We start from the raw sequence: 23054 nt of genomic DNA on the forward strand, positions 1-23054 counted from the left end.
TTACGGAAATACACGGCCAACAAAGATCAACTGACCAAAAATAATGGAGAGAAATGGAAAAAGGAGAATTTGAGTTGGCTCAAATTCTCCTTTTTCCTATTTTGAAGCTAGTTTTGTCCCAGCCTCATTTTTCACTCTTATTCATGATAGCCGTAAATTCTTGACATTTCCTTGCATATGTCGATGACTTTTTGAATCATTTCAACTTTTGGATCGTTCGGGATGTTTTCCGTAAACCCGATTACCGCAACAGCGGCTATAATTTCATTTTTGTAATTTAAAATCGGCACGCCGAAAGAAGATACATGATTGACAAGCGGTTCCTTCGCAAAGGCTACATGGGAGCTGCGGATTTCCTGCAATTCTTTATGAAATTGTTCCTCAGAAAAATTCGGAATCCTTTCTTGCTCCAGCTTAATCCATTGGGCCACTTCTTCGTTCTTTGAATAGGCGGCAAACACTTTCCCGGCGGCGGATAAAAGAGGCAGTTTTGTGCCGATTTGGGCGCCGATATTAATGCCGTAATTGGTATTCCAAATATTTGTAATCACCGGGCAATCATTTAACCAAATGGAAAGAGAAGTGGACATCTGCGTAATATTGCTGATTTCTTTGAAGTACGGAGATAATTTGCTTGTGATATCATGATTTCTCATGGCTGCATTTCCGTATTCAAGGAGTTTGTAGCCAAGAGAGTAGGAACCTTGTCGATCCCGATATAACAGGTCAAGCTGTGTTAGTGTGTTCAAATATTTATAAAGGTTGCTTTTGGATATACCTGTTTTTTGCTGGAGTTCCGTAAATTTCACCGGAACGTCGCTTTGTGCGACGACATCAATGATTTTAATCCCTTGACTAAGTGAACCGATAGTTGAAGGAGATTTTGTCATAAAAATTGTTCCTTTCTGGTGTAGGTTGTATTCATTGCGTATTCATTAATAATAGTTTAATATTTTATGATATATATTATCAATATAAGGGGTAAAATTCACTATTTTGATAAAGGGGAGTTTGATATGGTTGTTCAAGTATTAAATGACAAACTGGTATCATTCAAAAACAGTATAGAGAAAATCATTGAAGTGCTGGAAAACACAGATGAAGAAAAGTTGTATATGAAGCCTTCCGAAAAGGAATGGTCCGCTATGCAAATTGTATCACATGTTTTGGAAGCAGTGGATTTTTGGGTGGCGGATTTAGAAGCATTGCTTATTGTACCAGGGGCCAAATGGGGACGCAATCACGAGCATGTTCGCCGTTTGGCAGCGGTTAGTAATCAGGTGGTATCCCAATTGAAAAAAGAAGAAGCGGTTGAAAAACTAAAAAATCTTGTTCCTAAAGTTGAACAGGTACTGTCAAAAGTGAAGGAAGAGGATTTAGAAAAAACCGCGCCCAGCTATAATCCAAAGTTTGATGGCAAACCGTTGTCTTTTTTAATCGATCACTTAATTATCGATCATGTGGAAAGTCATTACGGCCAAATGGTACGTCATCTTGAAAAAGTGAAGTAAGTGGCAAGGGGAAAGATCGTTTCGGTAAGGGACGGTCTTTTTTCATGAAGACGATCCAACCCGCTCCAGGAAAATCTGATATGATAGGTATTGCATGAATGGAAATTGAAGGTGATGAAAGGTGACGAAAAAGAAAATCGCAAAAACCAATGCTATTCGGTTATTGGAACAAAAAAAGGTGCCTTTTCAATCCATTGCTTATGAGTCGGAGGGGGCAATCGACGGGGTATCGGTGGCGAAGAAAATAGGGCATCCGGTGGACCATGTCTTCAAAACCCTTGTGACGACGGCAGGGGCTGGAAAAATGTATGTGTTTGTAATCCCCGTGGAAGCGGAGTTGGATTTAAAAGCGGCTGCAAGGGTGGCCGGTGAAAAGAAAGTGGAGATGTTGCCTTTAAAAGATTTGCTGGGGACAACCGGCTACGTGCGCGGAGGCTGTTCACCCATCGGCATGAAAAAGCTGTTTCCGACATTTATTGATAAGTCCGCGGAAAATCTTGATTACATCATCGTCAGCGGAGGAAAAATTGGATTGCAAATTCAATTGGCCCCAATGGATTTGGCAAATGCAGTAGATGCGGATTTTGCTTCTGTTACAAAAAAATAGATTTTTTCGTAATGAAGAAGGGGCAGGAAGTTCTGTTCCAGGAACGTGTTGACCATTCAAAAAATGCCGGTATGGCTCCAGCGGCATGTGGAAAATGTTTGTTTGGAAGCAGGGGTAGAAAGATTTAGATAGAAAGAAGGGCTTGAAGGATGAGGAAAGTTTATTCATGGCGTTGGGGATTTTACATCGCCGGTTTAATCATTATGGCGTTGGGAATTGCGATGGTGATTAAAGGAGAAGAAATCGGGGTCAATGCGTGGGATGTGTTGCATATCGCTTTATATAAAACAATCGGATTATCGATCGGTTCCTGGGTAATTATAACGGGGCTTATCATTGTTGCCTTTACTTCGCTCATGTATAAAAGTTTTCCAAAAATCGGCACATGGTTAAACATGTTGTTGACAGGCGTGTTCATCGACTTCTTTTATTGGCTTTTGCCTGAAGCGGAGAATTTTTTCTTCCAATTGATCTATTTTTTGATCGGCATTTTTGTTTTAAGTTTTGGCACAGGGATGTACATTTCGCCAAATTTAGGATCGGGTCCACGGGATGGATTGATGATGTGGATTGTTGAAAAATTGGGGGGAAGCATTAAAGTTGCCCGCATGTCCATTGAGTTGATCGTTGCTGTGATCGGATGGATATTGGGTGGCCCCTTTGGCATCGGCACGGTCATTATTGCGGTTGGATCCGGCTATATTGTGCAATTTGCATTGCCTTACTTCCAGAAACTGCTATTAAAATGTATAGGGGAAGAAGCGATGGAAGGGGAGAAACCGTTTATCCATTAGAAATGATTCACTGCTTTTTTAGAAAGAGACCCAAGAAATTTTTATCCCTTTCTTGGGTCGGATATATTTATTTACCGTATTTTTTTGCCGAGAATCAGTAAATCCCGCTTAACTCCATCCAATTCCGCCACTTCCGGCAAATGCCCCCATTTTTCAAAGCCGAAACTGTAGAATAGTTTAAGGCTTGGTTCGTTGTGTCCAAAGATGAAAGCAAGCAGCGTGTCAATTTTATACTTAGGGCATTCCTCGATCACCTTGCTTAAAATCTTTTTCCCCAGTCCTTTTCCTCTATAGGTTTCATGAAGATAAATGCTGACTTCAACAGTGGCATCATAAGCAGGTCTCCCATAGAAAGACTGAAAACTTACCCAACCACAAATATCTTCTTCAAATTCCACCACCCATAAAGGTCTCTTTTCAGGATTATGGCTATAAAACCACTGTAATCGATCCTCCACTGTTACGGGTTCCGTATCCGCAGTGACCATTCTGCTTGGAATCGTCGAATTGTAAATCTCCACAATGATTGGCAAATCTTCAAGGGTCGCAATACGAAAAGTCACTTCATTCGTCACATTAATCATCCTTTATTATTCATTGGTTTTCATTCAATCAACGTTTGGATGCCGGTGGAAAGGGTTTGCACAAGCCGAACATATGAAATTGTTGTTTTCCTTCATTCCAATCGTTTCTATTACCAGTATAAAATAAAACAATTTCGAAAGGGAAATGGCTCCCCATTATTGTCCGCCATAACCGAAAGTTCCAGCAAGGGGGAATTTTTAAGACCTTTCAACAATTACGCTACCAATAGATAAATCAAAAATCGATGGACAATTCAATGAAGGGCGGGAGGGATGATATTGAAGGATAATAAAAAATAATGCAAAAGGTGGGAGTTATTTTGTAAGGACCGGGGTTCTTCCTGGTCAGGGAACTTTTCGCTTGAGCAGATCAAGATCCCCTTTGGACGCCAAGAAAAAGAAAGAGGCTGGGACAAAAGATAAAAAACACCATTTTCTCACGGGAGAAAAATGGTGTTTTTTTGATAATTGAAGAAAATTGATTTCCGTTCCGGGGACGCTTTCCGCGGGCCCGGCTCGAGCCTCCTCGGAGCTCAAACCTTCGCTCCTGCGGGGTCTCGAGACTCGGGCTGTTCCCGCAGGAGTCGCCCCGTCACTCCAATCATTTTTCTGTGATATCAATTTTTTACAAAAAATTTTTTTTGCAGCTCGTTCACTTTATTAGTTATGTCCCAGCCTCTTCCCGTGTAACAGGGGGGTTATATTAAAGCGGACAACAGAATTAAATTAACTGTAGACCGCTTCAATACCTAAAGATTTCAGAATTTCCGCTTTCATGCGGGCAAGGGTTTCGCTGCCGCGGTTTCTGGGCCGCGCTTCCTCGATGCGGAATTCCTGCTCCACTTGCCCGGGTTTTCCGGATAAGACGATGATCCGGTCACATAAGTATAAAGCTTCATCGATGTCATGAGTGACAATCACCGCCGTTAACTGCTGCGATTTCCAGATTTTCAGCACCAAATCTTGAAGTTGCATTTTGGTAAACGCATCGAGCGCACTGAAAGGTTCATCGAGAAGGAGCAGGCCTGGATTTGTTACAAGGGCTCTGGCGATCGCCACCCGCTGCGCCATTCCGCCGGATAATTGTTTGACATATAAATTTTCCGCATGTTCGAGTCCCGCTTCTTTCAACAGTTCCCGAGCGGCAGCGGTGTTTTCTTTTTTATTTCCATTCAGGCCAAACTGGACATTTTCAAGCACTGTCAACCATGGAAAAAGCCGCGGTTCCTGGAAGACGACCCCGATTTCTTCGTGGGGTCCCTGAATTTTATCGCCATTGATGAGAATGTCCCCGCTATATCCTTGATCGAGACCGGCAATGGCTTTCAAAATGGTACTTTTCCCCGAACCGCTTTTTCCGAGCAGCCCGATGATTTCGCCTTTTTCCACGGAAAAGGAGACATTCCGCACGCCGTTATCGCCTTCGAAAATGCGGTTGAGTCGATTGATGGTAAGCATGTTTAACCTCCTATCGCGCTAGTATCTCGCCATGCCAATACTTTATTTTCAATAATTTTCACAAACCAGTCCGTCAATTTGCCGACAATCGCGAACAACAAGATGCTGGCAATGATGATGTCGGGGGAGGAAGAGTATTGCCCGATCACCAGGAGATATCCCAATCCTTCGCTCGCTCCCATCAATTCGGCGGCAACGACGAACATCCATCCCAACCCAAGGCCGCTACGGAGTCCTGTGAAAAAGGAAGGGAGGCTTGCCGGGAAGATGATGCGTTTGACCAATTGGAAATGGCCCAATCCATATACTTTTCCGACTTCAATCAATTTCCGGTCCACGTTCAAAATGCCGCTGACGATGTTCAAATAAACAGGGAAGAATACCCCGACGGCGATCAAGCTGATTTTCGATGCTTCCCCGATGCCCATCCATAAGATGAAGAGGGGCACCCAGGCCAAGGAAGGAATCGATTTGAATGCCTGGATGATCGGATCAAAAATTTTCTCGGCTTTGCTGTAAAATCCGACAATGGATCCCAACAATACGGCTGCCACAGTACCGATGAAAAACCCGATGCCCACCCGGTAAAACGTGATACCGACATGGGACCATAAAGAACCGTCTTGCACTAAACGCACAATCCGTTCAATGACATTTCTTGGGGAAGGGAGCTGGTAAGACGGAATAAATCCTGTTTCCGTTGCGGCCGTCCAGACGGCAAGCAGCAGGGCGGGCAAAATGAAGCCGAGCCATACATTCGAATTTCTTTTCTTTTTGGCTGATTTTTTCGTTTCAATAGAAAGCGGGATTGTTTGGGATATTCCGGATACTTTTTTACTCAATTTTAGTAAACCTCCTTATTTACTTACTTTTTTAGCGAAAGAAGGATCAATCAATTCATCGATATGTTTTGTCAAATCCGCTTTCTGATTGATGACGCCCGCTTTTTGCAAGATATCTCCGGCTGCATGAAGAGCTTCTTTTTGTTCATCGGATGGGATGTACGTATCAAATTTTGTGCGTTCCAATTGTTTTTTCGCTATGTCCAGATCAATTTGAGCTTCTTTTGAGATGATTTCCGCCGCTTCATCCGGATGCTCAAGGATCCATGCACGGGCTTTTTCATACAATTGAATCACTTTTTCCACCGCTTCCGGATGTTTCTCCGCAAACTCTTTCCGGACATTTAAGAAGTTATACGTATTGAAATCAATGTTTCGATAAAAGATCTTCGCACCGGATTTCAATTCGGCTGTTGCCATGATTGGGTCAAGGCCGGCCCAGGCATCCACATCGCCTTTTAATAAAGCCTGATAGCCGTCTTGGTGCTGCAAGTTGACAAATTGAATATCCTTTTCGGATAAACCGGCTTCATTCAATGCGCGAAGCAGGAAGATGTATGGATCTGTTCCGTAAGTGGCGGCTACCTTTTTACCTTTTAAGTCTTCCACGCTTTGAATGGAAGCATCTTTTGTGAGAAGAGCCGTCCATTCAGGAGTGGAGGCAATATAAATGTTTTTGATCGGCACATCTTTTGTTTTGGTAATTAGTGTCGCCGCACCGGCTGCCGATCCGAAGTCAATGCTGTTGGAAGTCAAGAATTCCAGCGCTTTATTGCTACCTTGGCTTAATGTCCATTCGACTTTGACGCCTTCTTTTTCAAATTCTTCCTCCGCCCAGCCGTTATATTTTAATATGAGACTGGCAGGAGAGTAATAGGCATAATCCAAACGGATGGTTTTCAATTCTTCATTCCCGGAAGCATTGCTTGATGAGCATCCTTGAAGAATGAGGGTAAGAGCAAGAATTAAGGTTAGCACTATGGCAATGTTCTTTTTCAACGAAAACACTCCTTCTAAATGGTTTGTAAGACTGCTTTTTGCAATGCTTGATTTAAGTCTTCTTTAATATCTTCAAAGTCTTCAATTCCGCAAGAGAGGCGAATCATTTCTTCTGTAACCCCGGTTTTTACCAAATCCTCTTTTGACAACTGCTGGTGAGTGGTTGTCGCGGGATGGATGATCAGGGATTTGGCATCCCCCACATTGGCAAGATGGGACCAGAGCTTTGTTTCATCCAGTACTTTCGCGGCCGTTTTCCGGTCTCCTTTCACACCGAAAACAACAATTCCGCCAAAACCGTTTTTAAAATACTTTTTGGCATTTTCATAGGATTCGTGACCGGAAAGTCCCGGGTATCGGACCCATTCCACCGCTTCATGCTGCTCTAAATATTGTGCAAGTTTCAGAGCGTTTTCACAGTGGCGCTGCATGCGGAGGTGCAACGTTTCAAGGCCGATCAATAACAGGAAAGCGTTAAAAGGGGATAAAGAAGCTCCATAATCCCTTAAAAGCTGCGCTCTCACTTTTGAGGCGAAGGCTTCACGGCCGAATTTTTCGTAAAAGCGCACACCGTGGTAAGTCGGATCGGGCTCCGTAAATTCCGGGAAACGTCCGGAGTCCCATGGGAAGTTCCCGCTGTCAATAATGACACCGGCAATGGCAGTGCCATGTCCGCCAATCCATTTTGTTGCGCTATGGATGACGATGTCTGCTCCCCATTCAATCGGCTTTGTAATATAAGGCGTTGTAAAGGTGCTGTCAATCACAAGCGGAATGCCATGAGCATGGGCCACTTTGGCGGTTTCTTCGATATCCAAAACATGCAGGCTGGGATTACCGATTGTTTCTGCGAAAATCGCCTTTGTTTTATCGGTGATTTTTTCTTCAAATTGTTTTGGATCGGTGCCCGGCACAAAAATGACGTTAATGCCGGCCCTTCTCAAAGTGGCATCCAACAGATTATATGTACCGCCATATATATTGGAAGAAGCGATGATTTCATCGCCTGGTTTTGCCAATGTCAATAAAGCCAATGTGATTGCCGCTTGGCCGGAAGAAGTCGCAATGGCGCTCACTCCGCCTTCAAGGGCAGCCATCCGTTTTTCGAAGACATCCACCGTCGGATTGCTCATTCGGGAATAAATGTGACCATCTGCTTCCAAAGCGAATAGTTTGCTGGCATGTTCGGCACTTTCGAAAACATAGGAAGTGGTTTGATATATAGGAACAGCTCTTGAACCATAGTCGCTGTCGGGCGCCTGGCCGTGGTGTACAGCAAGGGTATCAAATCGGTATTCAGTCATTGGAAATGTCTCTCCTTCGAGTAGTGAATTTTTTGAACATTTTGTTATCGACCATGATATATCACATTAATCCAATGTGTCAACTATGTTTTGTAGGAAAAATACTATTGAATTAAATAGAGTAATGTGATAGGATTAGTGCAATTAAAAAATTCAGATAGTTTCGAATAGAAAGAAAGGAAGGCGGAGCAAATATGAAATATGGCTTTTGGATGCCGGTTTGGGGCGGCTGGCTGAGAAATGTGGAAAATGAAAACATGCCCACTACCTTTGAATACTTAAAAACATTGGCACAAAATGCGGAACAAAAAGGGTATTCGATGACACTCATTCCGGAATTATTTTTAAATGATATAAAAGGAATTGAAGCGCCGTCGATGGATGCATGGTCCACAGCGGCAGCCATCAGCGCCGTTACGGAAAAATTGGAAATCTTAGTGGCTATCCGTCCGGGATTCTATAACCCTGCCACTTTTGCGAAAACGGCAACAAACATCGATCACATCAGCGGAGGCAGACTTTCATTGAATATTGTTTCCGCATGGTGGGAAGAAGAGGCGAGACAATATGGCGGACAGTTTACAGCCCACGATGACCGATATGCCCGCACGGAAGAATTTATTGAAGTGCTGAAAGGCTTATGGAATCACACGCCGTTTTCTTATAAAGGGAAGTTCTATCAATATGAAAATACGTATTTGGAGCCGAAGCCGCTGCGCAATCGCCATATTCCGCTCTATGCCGGCGGGGAAAGCGAAACAGGCAAACAAACGATTGCCAAAACTTGCGATTCTTATGTAATCCACGGGGGAACAGTGGAAGAAGTGAGAGAAAAGCTTGCTGATATGCAAAATCGAAGAAAAAATTTAGGAAAACCGCCTTTTGAAACCTTTGGAATGGCCGCATTTGTCATTTGCCGGGATACAGAAGAAGAGGCGAAAGAAGAATTGGCCCGCATTACGGATGTATCTGAGGGAAGTCCGGGCTATGCGGGATATCAGGATTTTATCAGCAAGTCTCAATTAAATGTAAATGTCAGCCTGGAAGACTATTCCGTATCCAACCGCGGTTTGCGTCCAAATTTAATCGGAACGCCGGAACAAATCGCAAGACGCATACTGGAATACGAAGATGCCGGAGTGAATTTATTGATTCTCCAATTCTCCCCTCAATTGGAAGAGATGAACCGCTTTGCGGAAAAAGTGATGCCGTTGGTGGAAGAATTGAGAAAAGAAAAATTAGGAGTGAAATAAATGTCAAAAATCTATGTCATCCATGAAAACGATGAATGGACAGTTCATCTGACGAAACGTTTGGAAGAATTGAATCTCCCTTATGAGTTGTGGCATTTGGACGAGGGGACGGTTGATCTGACGAAGGAGCCGCCGAAAGGGATTTACTATAGCCGGATGAGCGCTTCATCCCATACGCGCAACCACCGCTTTGCTCCGGAGTTGACGGGGGCGGTGCTTGCATGGCTGGAGCATCACGGCCGTACAGTATTGAATGGAACGAAGGCATTATCATTGGAGTTAAGCAAAATCAATCAATACATCGCTCTTGAAAAAGCGGGGATCCGCGTGCCAAAAACGATTGGGGCAGTCGGAAAAGAGCAGATTGTGAAAGCGGCGGAAAGCCTGGGAAAAACACCTTTTATCACAAAGCATAACCGCGCCGGAAAAGGGCTTGGTGTACAATTATTCCATTCCATCGACGCATTGAAAGAATATCTTGATGGACCGGCATATGAAGAGCCGGTGGACGGCATCACGCTGATCCAGGAGTATATTAAAGCGCCGGAATCCTATATTACACGGGCAGAATTCATCGGCGGAAAATTTTTCTACGCTGTGCGCGTGGATACTTCGAAAGGGTTTGAGCTTTGCCCGGCAGATGCTTGCCAAATCAATGACTTGTTCTGCCCGGTTGGCGAGCAGGTGGAACAGAAACCAAAATTTGAAATCATTGACGATGTGGATTTGGAGCAAATCGCAACGTATGAAGCGTTCTTGCAGGCCAATGACATCGCAGTTGCCGGCATTGAGTTCATCAAGGATGAAAACGGCGTCGTTTTTACGTACGACATTAATACAAATACGAATTACAACAGCGATGCGGAAGCAAGAGCAGGCAAATACGGCATGTTGGAAGTGGCGAAGCTTTTAGGGAAAGTGCTGGAAAGTGAAAAAGCATTGGTAAGCGGGGCCTGATGGGCATTTTTGAATCAGGCCGAAGTTTTTGGCGCACCTTTGCTTTCGGTGGAACAAAATCAAACGGCTTAAGCTTTTACGGGGGCTTAAGCCTTTTTTTATTGTAAAAATGAAATTTTTCCCGAGCATCGGTAAATCCAGTTTCACTTCATCAACGCCATTTTTTGTATTGAGCGGGGTGCATGCTTTTTCTAATATGAAATAACATCATTTCTTTCGGGAATTTGCGTTTCATCGGATAAGAATTGAAGGTTCCTGTCATATAGTGACTGTAAACAACCCAGTTGGAGGTGGAGAATTGGCAAAAGTTCTGGATGCATTTCTTGAGGAAAACTTGCAGCAATTAAAAAGCCAAGGATTATATAACCGAATTGATGTGTTAGAAGGGGCGAACGGGCCTGTCATTGAAATCAACGGCAAAAGGTTGATTAATTTATCATCCAATAATTATTTAGGTTTGGCGACGAATGAGCAACTGAAGAAAGTGGCCAAAGAAGCCATCGACAAATACGGAGTCGGGGCAGGAGCAGTACGAACGATTAACGGGACCCTCGATTTGCATCAGCAATTGGAAGAAAAGATTGCCGAGTTTAAAGGGACGGAAGCGGCAATCAGCTACCAGTCCGGTTTCAACTGCAACATGGCTGCCATTTCCGCAGTGATGGATCAGGACGACTGCATTTTATCGGATCAATTGAATCACGCTTCGATTATTGACGGCTGTCGATTATCCAAAGCAAAGATTGTTGTATATACTCATTCTGATATGGATGATTTGCGGAAAAAGGCCAAGGAAGCCGCGGAATCCGGGCGCTACCGGAAGATGATGGTCATTACCGATGGCGTTTTTTCAATGGATGGGGATTTGGCGAAGTTACCGGACATTGTAGAAATCGCGAAGGAATTCGATTTGATCACATATGTGGATGATGCCCACGGTTCAGGGGTCACCGGGAATGGAAGAGGGACGGTAAAGCATTTCGGATTGGAGAAAGAAATCGATTTTCAGATTGGGACGTTGTCAAAGGCGATCGGTGTTGTCGGCGGCTATGTGGCAGGGAAGAAAAGGCTGATTGATTGGCTGAAGGTGCGATCCCGTCCATTTCTTTTTTCAACGGCGGTGCCTCCGGGGGATGTGGCGGCAACCATTGCAGCGATTGATATGTTGATGCAGTCGAAAGAACTGACCGACAAGTTATGGGAGAACGGCAATTATCTTAAAGCGGGATTAAAAAAGCTCGGGTTTGATATCGGGAATTCGGAAACGCCGATCACCCCTTGCATCATTGGAGATGAAAAATTGACACAGGCGTTTTCAAAACGTTTATTGGAAGAAGGCGTTTATGCAAAAGCCATTGTGTATCCGACCGTACCAAGAGGAACAGGCCGCATCCGCAATATGCCAACCGCCAGCCATACGAAAGAAATGCTGGATGAGGCGCTTGCCATCTATGAAAAGGTGGGGAAAGAGCTGTTATAGGTGTTTGGCACTACAATCACCCGGAAAGGATGATCCATTGAAAGGTTCCATTACAAAATATTTTGGGCAGGCAATGACCGGACAGGGATGGAAAAATCTATATAAAGACATTGTACGGGAAGCCAAGGAAGTCTATTTTTTGAAAGGCATCTTCGGCTTCAATGTTTCCAATTTATTAAAAGAAATCGGCTATCATTATGTCAATAAAGGCCATGATATCGAATTTTTCTATGATCCCCTTTTTGAAAATACCATTCAGGCAACCTTCATCAAAGGCATCGACACTTTATTTCTCCAAAGCTCAAAACCTTCCATTGAACCAACGCAACTTGGCACCCGCGATAAAGTCATTTCCTTCTATGAATGTTTGGAAGAACCGATCCTCATAAAACATGGCGAACGATTGAAGCAACTTTCCGAGGAAGCCGAAAAATGGCATGATCAATGTTTTGCTTCTCTTCAACAAGCCATCCGGATTCACGATGATTGGGAAAAAGAGACGCAGGCCCATATGGATTGGAAGGCGTATGAACAGCAACAGGATGAATTCTTTGACCAAATATTTGACGGCATGCTTCTCAATAAATCCGGTGTTTTAACCCACCGCTTGTTCGGAACGCTGACGCCGGATGGGGCCAAAGATTTTCTGCAAAATATTACACGGAATATGGATAGAAGATATTTTATTAAGGGATTGCCAGGGACAGGAAAGTCGACCATGCTGAAGAAATTGACGCAGGATGCATTGAAAAGAGGGTTTGATGTCCAAAAGGTGTGGTGCGGATTAGATTCCAAATCCATCGACATGGTCATTTTGCCGGAGTTGAAGCTTTGCATTTTCGACAGTACCGCTCCCCACGAATACTTCCCTGAAGATGGAAGGGAAGGGGATGTCATCTTTGACATTACAAAACATTGCCAACTATCCGATGAAGCCGAGGCGAAAATTGAAGAAATTTCAAAGAAATATCGAAAAGCGATTCTCCGTGCGACGAACTACGCCAAATTGTATGCTGAAGCAGAAAAGGAAATCCGTGAAATCATTGACCAAGCAACGAACTTTTCAAAATGGAAAAAACAGTCGGCCCTTCTGTTTTAACATGAAAACCCCTTGGATTCTCTTGAGAGGGTCCAAGGGGTTCAAAGTCAGGAAAACATGCATCAAACATATATAAAGAGGAAAGGTGAGTGAACATTTTCTTTTTATAGAAGCAGACGATATGGGTCTTGCAAGTAATCGGCGATTTTTCCCAAAAATTCCGCGGCAGGAGCACCATCGATAATTTGGTGATCGTAAGTTAAACTGAGTGGCAATTTCAATTTCTCCACCACTTCACCATTTTCCAGTGCCAGTTCTTTTTGGATGGCACCGACACCTAAAATGCCCACTTCCGGTGTATTCAAGATAGGGGTGAAGTATTCGATTTCATAACCGCCCAAGTTTGTAATCGTAAAAGTCGATCCGCTGTAAAGGCTGCCGTCCAGTGTGCCTTGCCGTGCTTCGGTTGTCACCTTCTTGATGGCAGCGCCAAGTTGGGACAAGGACATGAGATGGGCGTTTTTGACGACGGGAACGACCAAGCCGTCTTCCACCGCCGTGGCCATTCCGATATGCACTTCTTCCACGCGGATATATTCGCCATTATGATACCAGGCGTTCATATCCGGCGTATCTTTTAGTGCCAAAACGACCGCTTTTGTCAGAAGGGTATTGATGCTTAGTTCATTATTGTCAAGCGGTTCTTTCACTTTCGACTTGATATCTTCGCGGAATTTCATCAATTCGGTGATATCCACTTTTCGATGGTTCGTTACTTGGGCAGTTGTTTGGACACTGCGCATCATTCGTTGGGCAATGGTTTTGCGCAAACCGGCAAGACCGGCACCATATGAAACTGCTGACGCGGATGGAACGCTGTCTGTTGCCGGAGATGCTTTCTCCATAGAGGCTTGATATCTCAATATATCCAACCGGGTAATTCGCCCGTTGCCACCTGTACCGACAACATTGCGAATATCAATGCCAAGTTCTTTCGCCATCTTGCGGGCAATTGGCGTAATAAAGATTCTTTCTCCGTCATCTTTTACATTTGATTCCGTTTTTGCAGGTTCATTTGCCACCGGTGTTTTGACGGTTTGTACTTCCGGTGTGCCGGCTGATGGAGAAGGGGAGCCGATCTGTTCACCAGGTTTTCCGATATACGCGATGGGCGCCTTACTTGGTACGACATCTCCTACTTGAGCGACAATTTTAATGATTGTACCGGACTCTGGTGCAACGACTTCACCGGTCAATTTCTCTGAACTGATTTCCGCCACTGCATCACCTGCATGAACTTCATCACCTTCATTTACAAACCAATGTTCTACTGTACCCTCTGTCATCGTCAAGCCTAGCTTAGGCATCAATATTTCCGTAGCCATGATGAATCACCCCTCTCTATTTAACTCTCAAGTCATCGATAATTTCTGTCGCTACTGTCAATACTTTATTAGCATCTGGGATATATAATTTTTCAAGATTAGCAGCAAACGGAACAGGTGTGTTTGGCGCGCATACGCATTTGATCGGTCCATCTAAATAATCAAAGGCTTTGTCTGCTACAACTGAAGCGATATCAGTTGCCGTGTTGTTGTGCGGATTGGATTCATCGATGATAATTAAGCGGCCTGTTTTCTTCACAGACTCCAGTACTGTTTCTTCATCCCATGGTGCAACAGTGCGCAAGTCAATGACTTCGACTGAGATATTGTCCTTTTCTAAAATGTCTGCAACTTCTAAGCCGACGTACAACATTTTTCCGATGGTCACAATTGTCAAATCTTTTCCATCCCGCTTGATGGCAGCTTTGCCGATTGGGATTGTGTAATATTCTTCCGGTACTTCGCCCTTCATTCCGTACAATGTTTTATCTTCCGAAAAGATGACCAGGTTATCATCTTCAATGGCGGAGAGGAGAAGACCTTTTGCGTCATATGGTGTTGCAGGGACAACGACTTTGACGCCTGGAATCGAACCGAACAGTCCGTAGTAGGAGCCAGAGTGTTGAGCGGCTGCGTTCACTCCAGCACCGTGCATCGTGCGCACCGTCATTGGAACTTTCGCTTTTCCGCCGAACATGTAGCGCATTTTTGAACCTTGTCCAATGATGGAGTCAAAGCAAAAGCCGATAAAGTCGCTGAACATTAGCTCGGCTACAGGACGCAAACCGGTTACAGCCATCCCTACAGCTGCGGCCATATAACCCATTTCGGATAGCGGCGTATCGATGACCCGTTCACGGCCGTATTTTGGCGCAAGGCCGCGGGTTACGCCCATTACACCGCCCCAAGCATCTTCGTTGGCCTCTTCCAAATGTTGGACTTCCGCTCCGCCTGCAATATCTTCTCCTAATAAAATGATGTTTTCATCTTTTGCCATTGCTTGATCAAGCGCTTCATTGATTGCACTCATGAACAATATTTCTCTAGCCATTCTCTATAACTCCTTTCCAAGTTTTTTAGATTAATCCGCAAAAACATCTTGATAGAGTGATTCAGGTGATGGTTCTGGACTTTTTTTCGCAAATTCAATCGCTTCTTCAATATCGCGAACGGATTCTTCCCTCAATAGATCCAACTCTTCTTCAGTCAATAAGCCGTTTTCGATGGCGTATTGACGGAATACTTCAAGCGGATCCACTTCCGCCCATTCTTTTTCTTCTCCGCTAGGCGCTTTGTAAGTTTGTTCGTCACCTTCAAAGTGTCCGTGGTTCCGGTAAGTGACGCATTCTATTAGTGTTGGTCCTTCACCTTTGCGTGCGCGTTCGATTGCTTCGCCGGCCGCTTCATAAACAGCGACAACATCTTTTCCGTTCACCCGAACCCCAGGCATATTGTAGGCGGCCGCTCTTTCCGCGATTGTACGGGAAGCGGAAGAATACCATTGTGGAGTGGATTCGGCGAAAAGGTTATTCTCACATACAAAAATCACTGGCAACTTCCAAATCGATGCCATATTCAAACATTCATGGAATACACCTTCGTTGGCTGCACCATCACCGAAGAAGCAAACGGCAACCCGGTCCGTTTTCTTATATTTGTTGCGCATGGCAGCACCTGTTGCCAGTCCGAAACCGCCTCCAACCATTCCATTGGCGCCTAAAATTCCTTTATTCATGTCGGCAATGTGCATGGAACCGCCTTTACCTTTGCAAAGACCTGTGGCTTTCCCAAAGATTTCAGCCATCATTCCTTTTAAATCGCCGCCTTTGGCAATACAATGCCCGTGTCCTCGGTGGGTGCTTGTTATGTAGTCTTCATCTGTCAGGTGGGCACAAACACCAACAGCAATCGCTTCTTCACCGGCGTATAAGTGCACAAACCCCGGAATTTCCCCGGCAGCGAAGAAACGTTTTACATTTTCTTCAAAATTGCGGATATCCTCCATGGATTTATACATGGATTTTGCCTTATCTTTTGTCAACTCCGCAGTATCCGTAGCTGTGCGAATCTCTAAATCCACCAATTCTTTCACCGACGTATCAACACTCGCAAACAATTTAGGCATGCCTTTTGCTTTTTCCGTCATTCTTGATTCCTCCTTATGATTTATTGATGTTTTAATATTCTTTTGGCTGTATCCTGGATCAACTCAGAAATGGTAGGGTGGGCGAAGACTGTGTTTGCCAATTCATCAACAGTACCTTCCGCTTCATGGACGGCAAGAATTTGGTGAATCAGGTCCGCCGCATTGGGTCCGACAATCACGGCTCCCAATATTTCCCGATATCTCCTTTCGGATATGATTTTGACAAATCCTTCTGTTTCATTGGCGGCAATGGCCCGTCCATTGAATGAAAACGGCATTTTTTCGACAATTACGTCATAGCCTTTTTTTCTTGCTTCTTCTTCACTCATCCCGAATTCGGATACTTCCGGTTCGATGAATAGGGGGCGGGGGATGCTGTATGGCGATACGGGCCTTTCTTTTTTGCCGCTCATGGCCCGGACGGCTTTGATGCCTTCCGCGCTGGCCGAATGGGCGAGAGTATAGCCGCCGATTAGATCGCCAACGGCATAAACATGTTTCATGCTTGTTTCATAATATTCATTGACTTTCACAAATTGCTGTTTTTCATCCAACTCAAGTCCCATCGCTTTTGGAATCTCAAGGTTTTGTTTTCTCCCCGTTGCCACCAAAAGTTGGTCAAAAGGAATTTCCCCATGGCCGGAAAGGACAACCTTTCCTTTTTTCACTTGCTGTATGGATGCTTTTGTGATGATTTTTATTTCTAAGCTTTGAAGCTTTTCTTTCACAATGGCACGGGCTTCCGGATCAACCGTCAGCAATATGTCCGGTGCGGCTTCGATAATCGTGACATCAACGCCGAAACTTTTCATGGCATAGGCCAATTCCACACCGATCACACCGCCGCCGATGATGGCCAATTGATTCGGTAATGTTTCCATGTCAAAAAAGGTGTTCGTCGTCAAATAATCTATATCGCTCAAACCTGGGATGTTCGGGATGAAGGGGGCACCGCCTGTGGCAAGCAACACATTTTTTCCGTAGTATCGCTCTCCATTCACTTCGAAAATTTTTCCTTCCACGTATTTCGCTTCGCCTGCAATATAATGGATGCCATTCTTTTTAAAGGTCATGTGAATGCCGGATTGTAAGGTGGAGATAATCTTGTTTTTTCTTTTCACAACGGATGGGAAATCGATTTGATTCACTGTCACGGATAAACCGTTTGCATTAAGGGCCTGTACGGCGGACAACCAGTGGCTGTATTGCAAATAAGCTTTGGAAGGGATGCAACCCACATTGAGACAGCAGCCGCCAACGGCATTTTTTTCAATCACCGCCACTGAATTCCCGAGCTGTGCCGCTTCTTCCGCCGCGACATATCCCCCAGGTCCCGCTCCGATAATGAGTACATCATAAGTTTTCAAGGAATCACCTTCTTTTTTTTGTGGGAAGAGTTACATAAGTAAGAATTTTCAGAATAATGAAAACGTTTATAAATTAATTGTAGCGAATTTCAAAATATCCGTCCATAGAATTTTTTGAAGATTATTGGAACTTTGTTACAAAATATAACAGTTTTTAAGGTTTAATGGGATGAAATTTCGGGAAAGGAGAGGGGATAGGGGTATTCCTCTCCTTCATGGAAGTGGAATTATATCGGTTCATAATGGAAAACCGGTTCATCATTTTCGATGGAAATGGTAATACGGACATTTTCGCCGATTTGATTGGCGATGATATCCCGGGCGAGCGGTGTTTCAATGTGCTGGACGATAAACCGTTGAATTGGACGGGCTCCATAAATTGGATCGTACCCATTCTCCGCGATCCATTGGATGACCTCCGGAGTTGCGTGCAGAATCATTTTGTTTTCATTTAATCGTTCATTGAGTTCTTTCATCATGATTTCTGCAATCGCTACCATTTGTTCTTTCACCAATGGGTTGAAAATGATGGTTTCATCGATCCGGTTTAAAAATTCCGGTCTGAAATGGGCCCGCAATTCGTTCATGACCGCTTCCCTTGCTTCAGGTGTAATGGCACCATAATTATCAATCGAATCCAATAGCAATTTTGATCCGATATTGCTTGTCATAATTAAAATCGTATTTTTAAAATCCACCGTCCGTCCTTGGGAGTCCGTAAGTCTTCCTTCATCGAGCACTTGCAATAGAATGTTGAAAACATCCGGATGGGCTTTTTCGATTTCATCGAGAACGATGATGGAATGGAGCCGATGTCGGACCGCCTCCGTCAAGTGGCCCCCTTCGTCATAGCCGGCGTATCCCGGCGGAGGACCGATGAGTTTCGCGACCGCATGTTTTTCCATATACTCTGACATGTCCAATCGCACCATATCCAGCTCGGTACCGAACAACACTTTTGCCAGCACTTTGGCCAGTTTTGTCTTGCCGACGCCGGTAGGGCCAAGGAACAGGAACGAGCCGGTCGGTTTATTCGGATTTTTAATGCCAGCCCTTGAACGCAAAACGGCATGGGTCACTTTTTTCACCGCTTCATCTTGTCCCACGATGTATTGGTGTATTTCGTCCTCCAAATGCAATAGCCGTTCCCGTTCATTTTCCATAACGCCTGTAATTTTGATTCCCGTCAGCCTTTCCACGACGCGCTCGATATCTTCGGCGGTCACTACATTATCGATAAAGGTTTTGCTTTGCTTTAATGCCTCCCATTGTTGTTCCAGATCTTTCAGTCTCTTTTCGGATGCAGGAATGTCACCGGTTTCCAATTGAACGATTTGACCGACTTCATTGTTCTTTACCGCTTTTTCGTATAACTTATGCAATCTTGCCAAATTTCTTTTTTCCCGCTGCGTGAAATGGAGCATTTCCAGCTCTTTGGCCCATTGCTTTTCCATTTTTTCCTTTTCGGTTTCCAAATTTTTTAGCTGTTGTTCAAATGTATGCCGGTCAAATGCCGGGCCGGGTTCCAACTCATGCTTATAAAGGGCGATTTTTGCTTGCAAAATTTGTTCGTTGATTTTTTTGATGGAGTGGGGGACTTCATTTAAGGAAATCCGTTTGACTGCGCTGGCTTCATCCATCAAGTCAATGGCTTTATCCGGCAAATACCGGTCGGTGATGTAGCGTTTCGAAAGTTTGGCGGCCGCTTCGATGGCTTCATCGGTGATAAGGGTTTCGTGATACAATTCATAATCCTCTTTAATGCCCCGCAGAATTTCAATGGTTACTTCAATCGACGGCTCATTGACGATCACCCGTTGGAAACGGCGCTCCAATGCTTTGTCTTTTTCGATATATTCCCGATATTCATCTTGCGTGGTTGCGCCAATGCAGCGAAGTTCTCCGCGGGCAAGCATCGGTTTTAAAATATTGCCGGCATCCATGGAGCCTTCTGTACGTCCTGCACCGACGATTGTGTGGATTTCATCAATGAAGAGGATGATCCGATTATTGGATTGTTTCACATCATTTAATACGGCTTTTAATTTTTCCTCAAATTCCCCGCGATATTTGGCTCCTGCGAGAAGGGAACTCATATCGAGATTGTAGACGACTTTATCGAGCAAATTATTTGGAACCTCTTTGTTTACGATTTTTTGGACCAACCCTTCAACGATGGCGGTTTTCCCGACCCCGGGGCTTCCTATCAATATCGCATTATTTTTATTTTTTCTTGTCAAAATGCGGATGATATCGTTGATTTCTTTTTCTCTGCCGACAACCCGGTCCACTTTCCCCTCTATGTATCGTTGATTCAAATTGACTGCATATTTGTTTAAAGAATCGTATAGCGCTTCCTGGTTGTCGGATGTGACATTTTGCCCGTTTCGCGTTTGATTCAATTTTTCATAGATGGATTCTTTTGTGACATGATGTTGGATCAGATATTTTGTGATTGGATTAAAATCTTGTTCAAATAGGGCAATCATCAAATGCTCGACGGAAATAAACCGGTCCCGCAGACGTTCCGCTTCGATTTCCGCTTGTTTGAACAACCTTTTTAGACGTTGGCTCTCTTTTTCTCCATAGGCGATTTCCGTACCGGTTAAAGAGGGGATTTTATCCACTTCCTTATTGACGAGTTGGATCAGTTCATCCATATCAATGTTTAATTCCCGGTAAAAGTGATAGGCAAAGTGGTCCGGTTGCAATAAAGCGGCCCAGAGATGGGGAATATCCAGTTGATAATTCAGTTTCTTTTGGGCAATTTTTTTCGCATTCAGGATTCCTTCTTTTACCGCGATTGTATATTTTGTTGTCATGTTATCACCCTTTGCTGTGGAATAGGCAGTCTTTGTAAATCTATCGTAAGCGAAAAATCCTATGAAAATCAATCTTATTTCTGAATTTTTCGCCAATTCCATTCAGGAGAGCTTTATGGATGCAGGACAGGCAGAGGGTACAAAAATATTAACCCCTCCGCTTATTCAAAGGGGAGGGGAATGATGTCATTTTTGAACTTTCGCTTTGTCTTTTTGGAATATCCCTAATGCTTCAATACGGCGGATGGCTTCCCGGAGCCGGTCTTCTTCAACGAGCAGCCCCACCCGGATATAGCCTTCGCCGTGCTCGCCGAATCCGTTGCCGCTTGCGACTGCCACATCCGCCTTATCCAATAGGTAATCGGAAAATTCTTGGCTCGTAAACCCTTCCGGAACCGGCAACCATGCAAAAAAGGAGCCTTTTGGCGCTTTTACGTTCCATCCGATCCGGCGGGCTTCTTCCACCAGCACATTGCGGCGGGATTCGTAAATGTTTCGCAATTCTTCCACACAGGATTGATCGCCATTCAATGCATAGGCGGCCGCGCGCTGTACGGCAGGGAAGAGGCTGCAGAACAGATGGTCTTGCAACAAGTTGATGGCTTCAATGATGCTGCGGTTTCCCACCGCAAAAGCGACGCGCCAGCCGGCCATGTTAAAAGTTTTGGATAATGTATAGAACTCTACGCCGACTTCTTTTGCCCCTTCCGCTTGCAGGAAGCTTACCGGTTTCTTCCCGTCGAATCCAAGGGCACCATAAGCAAAATCATGCACGACGGCAATATCATGTTCTTTTGCAAATTGCGCCGTTTTTTCGAAGAACGCCAAATCGGCTGTGGCGCCCGTCGGATTGTTTGGATAGTTCAAATACATCAATTTTGCCCGTTTTTTCACTTCATCAGGCAAAGCGTCATAATCCGGGAGAAAATCATTTTCCTCAAGCAATGGCATTGTATCAAAATGAACATCCGCCAACACCGGACCGGATAAATAGTCCGGATAACCCGGATCCGGAAGCAGCATATAGTCTCCTGGATTAAGCACGCACAACGGAAGCTCGACCAGCCCAACTTTTGCGCCGCCTAAAATGGCCACTTCTTCATTCGGATCGATGTCGGCATTGTATTCCCTTTTGTAAAAGTCGCTTACGGCTTGTTTTAATTCTGGCATGCCACGGAAAAGGGAATATTTATGGGTGGCAGGATCGGCTGCCGCTTCTTGAAGCGCCTTGACGATGTGAGGAGGCGTTGGCCGGTCCGGATTCCCCTGTCCGAGATTGATCACGTCCCGCCCTTCAGCAATCGCCGTATTCACTTTTTGCACAAGGGAAGCAAAAAATTGAGTAGGGAGTTTTTGGAGTTTGTCGGATAATTCCATGTGCATCCTCTTTTCTTATTGATTTAGTCGGTTAAGGTACAACTTGATGGAATTCTCAAAATCTGTCATTCTGTATTTTAAGGAAGTTCCCGTTTATAATTATAAGTAGATATGTAGGAATATTATTATTTTTTTGAATAATTGTCTAGGGGGATTTGTGATGAAAATTGGTTGCATTCAAATGAATGTCGGGTTTGGGAAAGTGGAGGAAAACTTCGAGCGGGCGGAACAGTTGATTCGGGAAGCGGCAAGTAAGGGTGCTGAAATTGTGGTATTGCCTGAAATGTGGAATACAGGCTATGCCCTTGAAAAATTGGAGGAGTTGGCGGATGAAAATGGAGCCCGCACAAAAGAATTCTTGCAAAATCTTGCCCGTGAGCTGGGGTTACATATCGTCGGCGGTTCTGTAGCGACAAAGCGAAACGGCAAGTTTTATAATACGATGTATGTGGTGAACCGCGATGGGGAATTGGTGAGTGAATATAGCAAAGTTCATTTATTCAGATTAATGGATGAGGAAAAGTATTTGGAAGCGGGGGATTCCATGAACCGCTTTGATTTGGGGGATCTTCCGGCAGCGGCCGTGATCTGCTATGATATCCGCTTCCCTGAATGGCTTCGCGCCCATGCATTGGCGGGAGCAAAAGTGTTGTTCGTTTCCGCCCAATGGCCGACACCAAGAATTGATCATTGGAAAATTCTTTTGCAAGCCCGCGCCATTGAAAATCAATGCTTCGTTGTGGCAGTGAACCGGATTTCCCGCAAACCTGAAAACTTCAATGGGCAGTCCATGGTGATTGAACCTTGGGGTGAAGTGTTATGGACCGGCGCAGAAGATGAAGAGTTGGCGGTCATTGACGTAGATTTTTCAAAAGTGGATGAAGTCCGCACACGAATTCCGGTATATGACGACCGCCGCCCGGAATTGTACGGGAAAGTGGTGGAGCAAAAGTAAAGGATTGGATCTATGGACCGAGCAGGATGGGATGCTCGGTTTTTTTATTGGATTTATTGAAACTTGAGTGGACGTCATTTTTTTGAATGGTGTTGGCAATTATTGCATACCAGAAATAGAGGTTTTTTGACTGTCGATAAAAAACTTTAATCCTTTGAAACTTTTCCTTTATTC

The 23054-nt window shown here is 44.4% G+C and carries 20 protein-coding genes; 8 read left to right on the top strand and 12 right to left on the bottom strand.

The features are described from left to right. Positions 1-137: 137 nt before the first annotated feature. Entirely contained in the window at positions 138-890 is a 753-nt protein-coding gene (locus tag ACFPOH_RS08110; protein ID WP_342470429.1) for an IclR family transcriptional regulator, read from the bottom strand. 126 nt (positions 891-1016) lie between these two features. On the opposite strand from ACFPOH_RS08110, the gene ACFPOH_RS08115 reads away from it, so the two are divergent. The 3 genes from ACFPOH_RS08115 to ACFPOH_RS08125 all read left to right on the top strand — a co-directional run bounded on the left by ACFPOH_RS08115 (position 1017) and on the right by ACFPOH_RS08125 (position 2912). Then, positions 1017-1511, top strand: a complete 495-nt coding sequence (locus ACFPOH_RS08115) for a DinB family protein (RefSeq protein ID WP_390309361.1) — start codon at positions 1017-1019, stop codon at positions 1509-1511. 121 nt (positions 1512-1632) lie between these two features. Then, positions 1633-2118 (top strand): Cys-tRNA(Pro) deacylase, encoded by a 486-nt coding sequence (gene ybaK / locus ACFPOH_RS08120; RefSeq protein WP_342470427.1) that lies wholly within the window; start codon positions 1633-1635, stop codon positions 2116-2118. Positions 2119-2267: 149 nt separating this feature from the next. Then, positions 2268-2912, top strand: coding sequence for a YczE/YyaS/YitT family protein (locus ACFPOH_RS08125; protein ID WP_342470426.1), 645 nt, complete (start codon positions 2268-2270; stop codon positions 2910-2912). 71 nt (positions 2913-2983) lie between these two features. On the opposite strand, the gene ACFPOH_RS08130 is transcribed toward ACFPOH_RS08125, so the two are convergent. The 5 genes from ACFPOH_RS08130 to ACFPOH_RS08150 all read right to left on the bottom strand — a co-directional run bounded on the left by ACFPOH_RS08130 (position 2984) and on the right by ACFPOH_RS08150 (position 8099). After that, positions 2984-3487 (bottom strand): GNAT family N-acetyltransferase, encoded by a 504-nt coding sequence (locus tag ACFPOH_RS08130; protein WP_342470425.1) that lies wholly within the window; start codon positions 3485-3487, stop codon positions 2984-2986. Between the two features lie 735 nt (positions 3488-4222). Continuing rightward, positions 4223-4954, bottom strand: a complete 732-nt coding sequence (locus ACFPOH_RS08135) for an ABC transporter ATP-binding protein (RefSeq protein WP_390309362.1) — start codon at positions 4952-4954, stop codon at positions 4223-4225. Between the two features lie 2 nt (positions 4955-4956). Next, on the bottom strand, positions 4957-5796 hold the full coding sequence (locus ACFPOH_RS08140; RefSeq protein WP_390309363.1) for an ABC transporter permease: 840 nt from the start codon (positions 5794-5796) through the stop codon (positions 4957-4959). 15 nt (positions 5797-5811) lie between these two features. After that, positions 5812-6804, bottom strand: a complete 993-nt coding sequence (locus tag ACFPOH_RS08145) for an aliphatic sulfonate ABC transporter substrate-binding protein (protein ID WP_390309364.1) — start codon at positions 6802-6804, stop codon at positions 5812-5814. Positions 6805-6809: 5 nt separating this feature from the next. Beyond that, positions 6810-8099, bottom strand: a complete 1290-nt coding sequence (locus tag ACFPOH_RS08150; RefSeq protein WP_342470421.1) for an O-acetylhomoserine aminocarboxypropyltransferase/cysteine synthase family protein — start codon at positions 8097-8099, stop codon at positions 6810-6812. Positions 8100-8293: 194 nt separating this feature from the next. On the opposite strand from ACFPOH_RS08150, the gene ACFPOH_RS08155 reads away from it, so the two are divergent. The 4 genes from ACFPOH_RS08155 (at position 8294) to ACFPOH_RS08170 (ending at position 12888) form a co-directional block, all read left to right on the top strand. Continuing rightward, a complete protein-coding gene (locus tag ACFPOH_RS08155) occupies positions 8294-9352 on the top strand; it encodes an LLM class flavin-dependent oxidoreductase (RefSeq protein WP_342470420.1) in 1059 nt (352 codons plus the stop codon). Beyond that, entirely contained in the window at positions 9353-10309 is a 957-nt protein-coding gene (locus ACFPOH_RS08160; RefSeq protein WP_390309365.1) for an ATP-grasp domain-containing protein, read from the top strand. It abuts the gene before it with no gap. Between the two features lie 298 nt (positions 10310-10607). Further along, positions 10608-11789 (top strand): glycine C-acetyltransferase, encoded by a 1182-nt coding sequence (locus tag ACFPOH_RS08165; protein ID WP_390309366.1) that lies wholly within the window; start codon positions 10608-10610, stop codon positions 11787-11789. 4 nt (positions 11790-11793) lie between these two features. Continuing rightward, positions 11794-12888, top strand: coding sequence for a nucleotide kinase (locus ACFPOH_RS08170; RefSeq protein ID WP_390309367.1), 1095 nt, complete (start codon positions 11794-11796; stop codon positions 12886-12888). A gap of 104 nt (positions 12889-12992) precedes the next feature. On the opposite strand, the gene ACFPOH_RS08175 is transcribed toward ACFPOH_RS08170, so the two are convergent. From ACFPOH_RS08175 to ACFPOH_RS08200, 6 genes are all read right to left on the bottom strand, one after another. Further along, the gene (locus ACFPOH_RS08175; RefSeq protein WP_390309368.1) at positions 12993-14213 is read right to left on the bottom strand and encodes a dihydrolipoamide acetyltransferase family protein; all 1221 of its coding nucleotides are present in this window, start codon (positions 14211-14213) and stop codon (positions 12993-12995) included. Positions 14214-14229: 16 nt separating this feature from the next. Next, entirely contained in the window at positions 14230-15264 is a 1035-nt protein-coding gene (locus ACFPOH_RS08180; RefSeq protein WP_342580863.1) for an alpha-ketoacid dehydrogenase subunit beta, read from the bottom strand. 30 nt (positions 15265-15294) lie between these two features. Then, entirely contained in the window at positions 15295-16230 is a 936-nt protein-coding gene (locus ACFPOH_RS08185) for a thiamine pyrophosphate-dependent dehydrogenase E1 component subunit alpha (protein ID WP_390309376.1), read from the bottom strand. A gap of 149 nt (positions 16231-16379) precedes the next feature. Further along, entirely contained in the window at positions 16380-17726 is a 1347-nt protein-coding gene (gene lpdA, locus ACFPOH_RS08190; protein ID WP_390309370.1) for a dihydrolipoyl dehydrogenase, read from the bottom strand. Positions 17727-17953: 227 nt separating this feature from the next. Then, complete coding sequence (locus ACFPOH_RS08195) at positions 17954-20548, bottom strand: ATP-dependent Clp protease ATP-binding subunit (RefSeq protein ID WP_390309371.1); 2595 nt, start codon at positions 20546-20548, stop codon at positions 17954-17956. Between the two features lie 186 nt (positions 20549-20734). After that, complete coding sequence (locus ACFPOH_RS08200; RefSeq protein WP_390309372.1) at positions 20735-21925, bottom strand: pyridoxal phosphate-dependent aminotransferase; 1191 nt, start codon at positions 21923-21925, stop codon at positions 20735-20737. Positions 21926-22085: 160 nt separating this feature from the next. Between ACFPOH_RS08200 and ACFPOH_RS08205 the strand changes: the two genes are divergently transcribed. Beyond that, a complete protein-coding gene (locus ACFPOH_RS08205; RefSeq protein ID WP_342470411.1) occupies positions 22086-22880 on the top strand; it encodes a carbon-nitrogen family hydrolase in 795 nt (264 codons plus the stop codon). The last annotated feature ends 174 nt before the right edge of the window (positions 22881-23054 follow it).

The organism is Ureibacillus suwonensis (assembly GCF_042655065.1).
Taxonomy (GTDB): Bacteria; Bacillota; Bacilli; order Bacillales_A; family Planococcaceae; genus Ureibacillus; species Ureibacillus suwonensis.